At 68.6% G+C, this 7,944-nt stretch carries 7 protein-coding genes; 5 read left to right on the top strand and 2 right to left on the bottom strand.

Annotated features, from left to right (window positions below; genetic code table 11):
- Positions 1-183 precede the first annotated feature (183 nt).
- Both adh and ACWELQ_RS30925 read left to right on the top strand, forming a co-directional pair.
- The gene (gene adh / locus ACWELQ_RS30930; RefSeq protein WP_452400562.1) at positions 184-1,707 is read left to right on the top strand and encodes an aldehyde dehydrogenase; all 1,524 of its coding nucleotides are present in this window, start codon (positions 184-186) and stop codon (positions 1,705-1,707) included.
- Positions 1,707-2,306, top strand: coding sequence for a DUF779 domain-containing protein (locus tag ACWELQ_RS30925; protein WP_452400561.1), 600 nt, complete (start codon positions 1,707-1,709; stop codon positions 2,304-2,306). Before adh ends, ACWELQ_RS30925 begins: the two co-directional genes overlap by 1 nt.
- Here the strand turns inward: ACWELQ_RS30925 and ACWELQ_RS30920 are convergent.
- The gene (locus ACWELQ_RS30920; protein ID WP_452400560.1) at positions 2,195-3,667 is read right to left on the bottom strand and encodes an FAD-dependent monooxygenase; all 1,473 of its coding nucleotides are present in this window, start codon (positions 3,665-3,667) and stop codon (positions 2,195-2,197) included. The genes ACWELQ_RS30925 and ACWELQ_RS30920 overlap by 112 nt on opposite strands.
- A 66-nt stretch (positions 3,668-3,733) precedes the next feature.
- Between ACWELQ_RS30920 and ACWELQ_RS30915 the strand changes: the two genes are divergently transcribed.
- The 3 genes from ACWELQ_RS30915 (at position 3,734) to ACWELQ_RS30905 (ending at position 7,649) form a co-directional block, all read left to right on the top strand.
- Positions 3,734-4,363, top strand: a complete 630-nt coding sequence (locus ACWELQ_RS30915) for a TetR family transcriptional regulator (RefSeq protein ID WP_452400559.1) — start codon at positions 3,734-3,736, stop codon at positions 4,361-4,363.
- Between the two features lie 275 nt (positions 4,364-4,638).
- Complete coding sequence (locus ACWELQ_RS30910) at positions 4,639-6,114, top strand: FAD-binding oxidoreductase (protein WP_452400558.1); 1,476 nt, start codon at positions 4,639-4,641, stop codon at positions 6,112-6,114.
- 77 nt (positions 6,115-6,191) lie between these two features.
- Complete coding sequence (locus tag ACWELQ_RS30905; protein ID WP_452400557.1) at positions 6,192-7,649, top strand: flavin-containing monooxygenase; 1,458 nt, start codon at positions 6,192-6,194, stop codon at positions 7,647-7,649.
- A gap of 12 nt (positions 7,650-7,661) precedes the next feature.
- Here ACWELQ_RS30905 and ACWELQ_RS30900 read toward each other — a convergent pair.
- On the bottom strand, positions 7,662-7,944 hold a 283-nt coding region (locus ACWELQ_RS30900), incomplete at its 5' end, for a Dyp-type peroxidase (RefSeq protein ID WP_452400556.1).

Here is a 7,944-nt window from a genome sequence, read left to right as displayed (position 1 = left end):
TGGACGGCGTATTTGAACGCATTGGATACCGGATCGGCACTGTATTCCCAAGTGCGGGAACAGGTTCGACTCCACAATCAGAGACTGGGCATCTGACCAGTTTCTTGCAACCGTGCTGCAACGAGACCGCTCGTAGTGTCGTGGATCACATCAGCCGCCTATCCGTCGTCACGAGGAGTTCCCGTGCCCGTCTTCGCCCGCCCCGGCAGCCCGGATGCCGTCATGACCTATCGATCCCGCTACGACAACTGGATCGGCGGCGCGTGGGTCGCACCCGTCAAGGGGCAGTACTTCGAGAACCCCACCCCGGTCACCGGGCAGACCTTCTGCGAAATCGCCCGGGGCACCGCCGAAGACATCGAACTGGCCCTCGACGCCGCGCATGCCGCCGCGCCCGCCTGGGGCAAGACCTCGGTGGCCGAGCGCGCCAACATCCTCAACAAGATCGCCGACCGGATCGAGCAGCATCTCGAGCCCATCGCGCTCGCCGAGACCTGGGACAACGGCAAGCCGATCCGCGAATCGCTCGCCGCCGACATCCCGCTGGCCGTCGACCACCTGCGTTACTTCGCGGGAGCCGTACGCGCACAGGAGGGTTCGCTCTCGGAGATCGACGCCGACACCGTCGCCTACCACTTCCACGAGCCGCTGGGCGTGGTCGGGCAGATCATCCCCTGGAACTTCCCCATCCTGATGGCGATCTGGAAGCTGGCCCCGGCGCTGGCCGCCGGAAACGCGGTGGTGCTCAAGCCCGCCGAGCAGACCCCCGCCTCGATCCTGTTCCTGATGGAACTCATCGCGGATCTGCTGCCGCCGGGCGTGGTCAATGTCGTCAACGGCTTCGGCGTCGAGGCGGGCAAGCCGCTGGCCTCCAGCCCGCGCATCCGCAAGATCGCCTTCACCGGTGAGACCACCACCGGGCGGCTCATCATGCAGTACGCGTCGCAGAACCTGATCCCGGTCACCCTCGAACTCGGCGGCAAGAGCCCCAACATCTTCTTCTCCGATGTCCTTGCCGCCGAAGACGGTTTCACCGACAAGGCCCTGGAAGGCTTCACCATGTTCGCGCTCAATCAGGGCGAGGTGTGCACCTGCCCGTCGCGCGCGCTCATCCAGGCCGGCATCTACGACGAGTTCCTGGCCCGGGCGGTGGCCCGCACCGAACTGGTGCGCCAGGGCGATCCGCTCGACACCGACACCATGATCGGCGCACAGGCCAGCAACGACCAGTACGAGAAGATCCTGTCCTACATCGAGATCGGCAAGAGCGAGGGCGCGAAGCTGCTCACCGGCGGCGAGCCCGTGGATCTCGGCGGCGACCTGTCCGGCGGCTACTACGTGGCGCCGACCATCTTCACCGGCGACAACTCCATGCGGATCTTCCAGGAGGAGATCTTCGGCCCGGTGGTCTCGGTGACCTCGTTCGACGATTACGCCGACGCCATCAAGATCGCCAACGACACCCTCTACGGGCTCGGCGCGGGCGTCTGGTCGCGCGATGGCGAAACCGCTTACCGCGCGGGCCGCGACATCCAGGCCGGGCGGGTGTGGACCAACACCTACCACCAGTACCCCGCGCACGCGGCGTTCGGCGGCTACAAGCAGTCCGGCATCGGCCGCGAGAACCATCGCATGATGCTCGACCACTACCAGCAGACCAAGAACCTGCTCGTCGGCTACGCCCCGAAGGCCCAGGGCTTCTTCTGATGTCGGCCACGCCCGCCCCGCCGCGGCGCGTGCGCATCACCGCGGAGGCGATGGACCTGCTCCGTCGCCTCCGCGCCACGCACGGCCCGCTACTGCTGCACCAGTCCGGCGGCTGCTGCGACGGCTCCGCCCCGATGTGTTATCCCGCAAGCGATTTCATCATCGGCGACCGCGACGTCCTGCTCGGCGTCCTGGATCTGCGACTCACCCCCGGCGAACTCGCCACCACCGCACCCACCCCCGACGACCAGGTCCCGGTCTGGATCTCCGGCCCGCAGTTCGCCGCCTGGCGACACACCCAGCTGGTCCTCGACGCGGTCCCCGGCCGCGGCTCAGGCTTCAGCCTCGAAGCCCCGGAAGGGGTGCGGTTCCTCAGTCGCGCACGGGTTTTCGATCCTGCCGAGCTGGTCCTGCTCGATACCGCGACCCCGATCACCGGAGCCGACTGGCACCCGGAATCCCACACGGTCGACGCCTTCACCGAGCCTCAAACCGTCACGCACGCCGTCGACGCCTGCCCGGTCCCCACGCGGGGGCCGAACCAGCGGGTGAGGGCGGTCTCGAGCGGCTCGGGGTCGGTGTCGGACCAGACGACATAGCCGTCGGGTCGGATCAGGACCGCGGCCGGATCCTCCTCGGATTTGGCTGTCACCAGGTCGATTCGGTCGGACCAGCCGTCGATCGAGCGCGGCGTGCCGTCGAGGGACAGCAGCACGGCGCGGCCGGAATGCAGCAGATCGCTGACCCGGGCCGGGCCGTCCGCCGTGATCAGGTCCAGGTCGAGCATGCGCGGGCCGACGCCGGGGTAGCGGAGGTCGAGGCCGGACATCATGCCCGATACGAAGCGGTTGACCTCGGGGAGCTCGAGCATCTCGGTGAACAGGTCCCGGACCGCGGCGACATCCTCGTCCCGGCCGGGGTTGAGGATCACGCCCTGCGCCCGGGTATTGCGCAGCACGCGGGCGGCGGCGGGATGCCGCTCGTCGTGATAGGTGTCGAGCAGCCCATCCGGCGCCCAACCCCGCACGGCCGCAGCGAGTTTCCAGCCGAGATTGACGGCGTCCTGGACGCCGAGGTTGACGCCCTGGCCGCCGACCGGCAGATGGATGTGGGCCGCGTCCCCGGCGAAGAACACCCGGCCTTCGCGGTACCGCTCGACCTGCCTGGTCGAGTCGCTGAAGCGGGACGCCTCCCGCAGCTCCCCCAGCCGCGTCTGCGGGCCGTAGACCGCCCGCAGCGCCTCGTCGACTTCCGCCGGGGTGACCGGGGTTTCGCGATCGGGTCGCTCGCCGGACTGCTTGCCGAACAGGAACCGATACAGATCCCCCTCGAGCGGATGCAGGATCGTGAAGTATCCGCCGCCGTTGCGGAAGTAGTGGCTGAAGTGCTCGGACGTGGTCGGCACCAGGTCGGATTTGGACGCGAGGGTGAGATCTGCCGCGACAGAGGAGATCTGGCCCGAGGTGCCCGGGAACGGGACGCCCAGCAGCTTGCGGATCGTGCTGTGCCCGCCGTCGCACGCCACCAGATAGCGGCCCCGGATATCGCCGACCGTGACACCGTCGGCGTCCTGCTCGACCGCCGACACCTCGTACCCGCGCAGCACCGGCACACCCTGATCGACCAGGCGCTGCTCCAGGAACTTTTCGAGCCGAACCTGGGGAATAGCAACGGGATTCGGGTGCCGGGTGCGCCAGGGCCGGGCATCCAGTTCGACCGGCAGTCCCGCGAAATGCCCGCCGAACTCGCCGCGCGGCAGCGCCCGGTCGAGCAGCGGCTCCAGCAGTCCACGCAGGTCCAGCACCTCGGCGGTGCGCGGTTGCAGCGAACCGGCCCGGGACTGGGCGCTGGGCGTCATCCGCCGTTCCAGCACGACCACCGGCACCCCGGCCAGCGTGAGTTCGTTGGCCAGCATCAATCCGGTCGGTCCGGCTCCGACCACGATGACCTCGGTGTTCACGGCACCCTCCTTAAGTAGACTGAGTGCAATAATACACTTGGTCTACAAATGCGCTAGGGTGCTCTCATGACCGAACCGATGGGCTTGCGAGAGCACAAGAAGGCGCGGCTGCGCGAGACCATCGGCGCGACCGCGATCCGTCTGTTCCTCGAATCGGGCTTCGATCAGGTGTCGATCACCGACATCGCCAAGGCGGCGGACGTCTCCCGCCGCACCCTGTTCGCCTACTTCCCCACCAAGGAAGACCTTGTCCTGCAACGGTTCGCCGACCACGAGGACGAGGCCGCCCGAACCGTCCGCGCTCACCCGGCCGACGCCCCCCTCGATGCCTTACGCGCTGCGTATCTCGACGCACTGCGCGACCGCGACCCCAACACCGGCCTCAACGACACCCCCGAGATCATGGCCTTCGTGGCCCTGATCTTCGGCACCGCAAGCCTGGTCACCGCGCTCACCCGCTACACCGCCCGCAGTGCCGAGGCGCTCGCCGAAGCCCTGCGCGACAACGGTTTCGACCCCCTCACCGCCCGCCTCACCGCCGCCCAGGTCATCGTCATCCACCGCGAACTGGCCGTCATGAACCACACGGCCCTCACCGCCGGAGCCTCCGCCGCGGCACGCTATCCAGAAGCCGTCCGAGCGGCCAACCGCGCCTACGACCTGCTCCGCGACGGACTGGGATCCCATCGTCCGTGATCACGCCACGGGCAGCCCGGTCGGGTCGTCGTACCTCGGAGCCTGCCGACACGCGGTGAGGGAACCCACCGGCGAAAGTCTCTGGTGTGCAAGGCGCGACGCGACCCGGGCGGCGACTCGCCGCTCATTCGGTCACGGTTGCCTGTGAGTTGCCTTAGGCCGCGCTCGAAGCCGGGTGCACCCTCGGGTGTATCGGCACAATTGATCGAACCCGGGCAGGCACGCATCCATTGCCCGACATGGATTTTCCAGCGAGAACACGGCTTGGAGGGCACATGCGCGCACCACGATCGGGTCCCGGCCGGCATGGGTTCACGCGCGGCGAATTCCTGGGCGGCGCAGTGGGACTCGCGCTGACGCTATGGGGACTGGACGGCACGTCCGGAGCCGATCCGGTCTCCATCTCCTCGGGTCCGGGCCGGGGGAAGCCGAATTGGAGCACGCTGGAGCGCATCCTCCGAGGCCGGGTGGTCCGGGTCGGCGACACGGATTACGGTGCGGCCAAGCAGGTTTTCAATACTCGTTTCGACGCCGCGGCGCCCCTCGCCGTCGTGCAGGCCGCCGACGCCCAGGATGTGGTCGCGGCCATGACATTCGCGGCCGAATACCACCTGCCGGTGGCAGCCCGCTCCGGCGGGCACTCCTACGCCGGAGTCTCGACGACGACCGGTGCGGTGATCATCGACGTGCGCGGGCTCACCGGGGTGAGCGTCCAGGACGGCCGCGCGGTGGTCGGGCCGGGCCACACCCTCTACGAGGTGTATCGCGAACTCGATCAATACGATCTGACGATCCCCACCGGCATGTGCCCGGACGTCGGCATCTCCGGACTCACCCTGGGCGGCGGGCTCGGCTTCGAATCCCGCGCCTACGGCGTCACCTGCGACCGGCTGACCGCGGCCACCCTGGTGCTGCCCGACGGCACGCTCACCGAGGTGTCCGCGACCTCGCGACCGGACCTGTTCTGGGCTGTCCGCGGCGGCGGCCCGCTGTTCGGCGTGGTCACCTCCCTCACCTACGAGACCTTCCCGGCCACCGCGAAAGACGTTGTGCGACTGACGTTCACCGGGGACAGCGCCGCCCATGTGATCACCGGCTGGCTGGCCTGGCTGGCCACCGCCGACCGCGAGCAGTGGGCGGATGTCAGCGTGGACGCCGACGGCAACGGCGCGCTGGACTGCTGGATGCAGCTGATCTGCCCCGCGGGCACCGGCGGCGGCGCGGTCGCGGCCCTCACCGACGCCATCGGCGTCCAACCGCTGACCGTCGAGACCCAGACCCTCGACCACATGGACACCGTCACCTGCCTCGCGGGCGGCAGCGCCACTTCCCCCCGCGCGAGTTTCACCAATGGTTCCGACGTCGTCACCGATCTCTCCGCCGACGCCATCGACCGCATCCTCGCCTCCCTCACCGCCTTCTCGCGGGCGGGCGGCACCGGCTGGGTGCAGATCAACACCCTCGACGGCGCGATCCGCGATATCGCGCCGGAGGCCACCGCCTTCCCGTGGCGACGCCACACCGCCCTGGTGGAATGGGGCGCCTACCAACCGATCTCGCACGACACCGCGCTGGCCTGGATCACGGGTGCGCACAAGTTCCTCGCCCCGGTCTCGGCGGGCGCCTACGCCAACTACCTCGAGCCCGGCGACCCGCTCTCGCGCTACTACGCCCAGAACTACCCCCGTCTGGCCGCCCTGCGCCGGACCCTCGACCCCGGCCATCGCATCCAGACCGTGTTGACCGCCTGATCCGGCGATTGACATAACCTCCGGTTACAAATACCGTCAGTATTTGAGTTCTGAGGGTATCCAACAAGGAGGTTGGGATGGGTGCTGCGGTGCGGCGGCCTCGCATTGTGATCATCGGGGCCGGGGTGTCCGGCATCGCCAGCGCGATCACCTTGCAGCGCAACGGGTTCGACGACTTCGTGATCCTGGAGAAGGGGTCCGACGTGGGCGGCGTGTGGCATTGGAACCACTACCCGGGATTGACCTGCGATGTGCCGTCGCAGGTGTACCAGTTCGGCTTCGCGCCGAAGCCGGACTGGTCGCATGTGTTCGCGCCCGGTCCGGAGATCCAGCGCTATCTGGCCGACGTGGTCGAGCAGTACGGGCTGCGGCCGCACGTGCGGGTGAACTCCGAGGTGGTGGCGACGACCTTCACCGGCACCGGCTGGACGGTCGAGACCGTCGACGGCAGCCGCTACGAGGCCGACTTCGTGATCGCCGCCACCGGCGTGCTGCATCATCCGGCCGTGCCCGACCTGCCCGGGCTCGCCGAGTTCACCGGCCCGGTGGTGCACACCGCGCGCTGGGACGACACGGTGGCCACCGACGGCCGCCGGATCGCGGTCATCGGCACGGGATCGACCGGCGTGCAGGTGGTTTCGGCCCTGCAGCCCGCGGCCGAGCACATCACGCATTTCGTGCGCAGCCCGCAGTGGGTGATCTGGGCTCCCATGTGGCTGCCGCAGCCCGCCGTCATCGGTGCGGTGCTCAACAAGCTGCCGCAGGTCAATCGCGCGCTGTATCAGGCCGGAATGGCCGGGGCCAAGCTGTTCACCGATGTGGTCACCCGGCCCAGCTGGCGGCGGCGCGCGGTCCAGGAATACGCCCGGCTGAGTCTGCGGGCGCAGATCCGGCAGCCGGAACTGCGCGAGCAGCTCACACCCGACTACGAGCCACTGTGCAAGCGGCAAGTGCTGTCGGGCAGTTACTACCGCGCATTGCGCGCCAGGAATGCCGAGCTGATCACCACCGGCATCGAGGCCGTGACCCCGACCGGTATCCGCACCACCGACGGCCGCCACCACGAGGTCGACCTGATCGTGCTGGCCACCGGCTTCCGCGCGCACGACTACATGCGCCCGATGAATCTGGTGGGCCGCGACGGGGTTTCGATCGACGACGCCTGGGTCAAGGGCCCGCGCGCCTACCGCATGACCGCGATCCCGGGCTTCCCCAACCTGTTCACGGTGCTGGGGCCGCACTCCCCCACCGGATCGATTCCGCTGCACCACGCCGCGGAGGTGACCGCGCGCTACATCACCCGCTGGATCCAGCGTTGGAGCGCAGGCGAATTCGACACCGTCGAGGTCACCGAGGAGGCCGCGGATCGGTTCGAGTCCGAGGTCGCCGACGCCATGGGGCCCACGGTGTGGAACACCGGCTGCAACTCCTGGTACTTCACCGAGGGCGGGTCGATCGACCTGCTGCCGTTCGACCGCGCGCACATGGAATCCATGCTGGCCGAGCCGGACCCGGCGGACTTCCGGCTCGGCTGAGCGGCATCCCGATCAGCTCAGCAGCGTCCGTGCGTACCAGTCCTTCTCGTCGATGACACCCGGCAGGACGAAGAAGTAGCCGCCGCCGAACGGCTGCACGTAATCGGTGAGCGGCTCACCTGCCAGCCGTTCCTGGATGGTCTCGAACTGGCGCTGGATGTCCTGCTGGAAGCAGGTGAAGATGTGGCCGGTGGCGAGATTGCCGTTCGCGTCGACGCCGAGGTCGTAGTTGTAGGAGCGGCGCAGCAGCTGCTGGTTCGCGGTCTCGGGCGTGCGCGGATTGGCCAGGCGGATA

The organism is Nocardia sp. NPDC004722 (genome assembly GCF_053601505.1).
Note: the sequence above shows the minus strand (reverse complement) of the source record. Positions and strands in the feature narration are given on the sequence as shown.

Excerpts from the sequence above, each read along its gene's own strand:
- ACWELQ_RS30915 (WP_452400559.1), top strand. The coding sequence starts at position 3,734 with ATGACCGAACCGATGGGCTTGCGAGAGCACAAGAAGGCGCGGCTGCGC.
- ACWELQ_RS30910 (WP_452400558.1), top strand. The coding sequence starts at position 4,639 with ATGCGCGCACCACGATCGGGTCCCGGCCGGCATGGGTTCACGCGCGGC.
- ACWELQ_RS30925 (WP_452400561.1), top strand. The coding sequence starts at position 1,707 with ATGTCGGCCACGCCCGCCCCGCCGCGGCGCGTGCGCATCACCGCGGAG.
- ACWELQ_RS30905 (WP_452400557.1), top strand. The coding sequence starts at position 6,192 with ATGGGTGCTGCGGTGCGGCGGCCTCGCATTGTGATCATCGGGGCCGGG.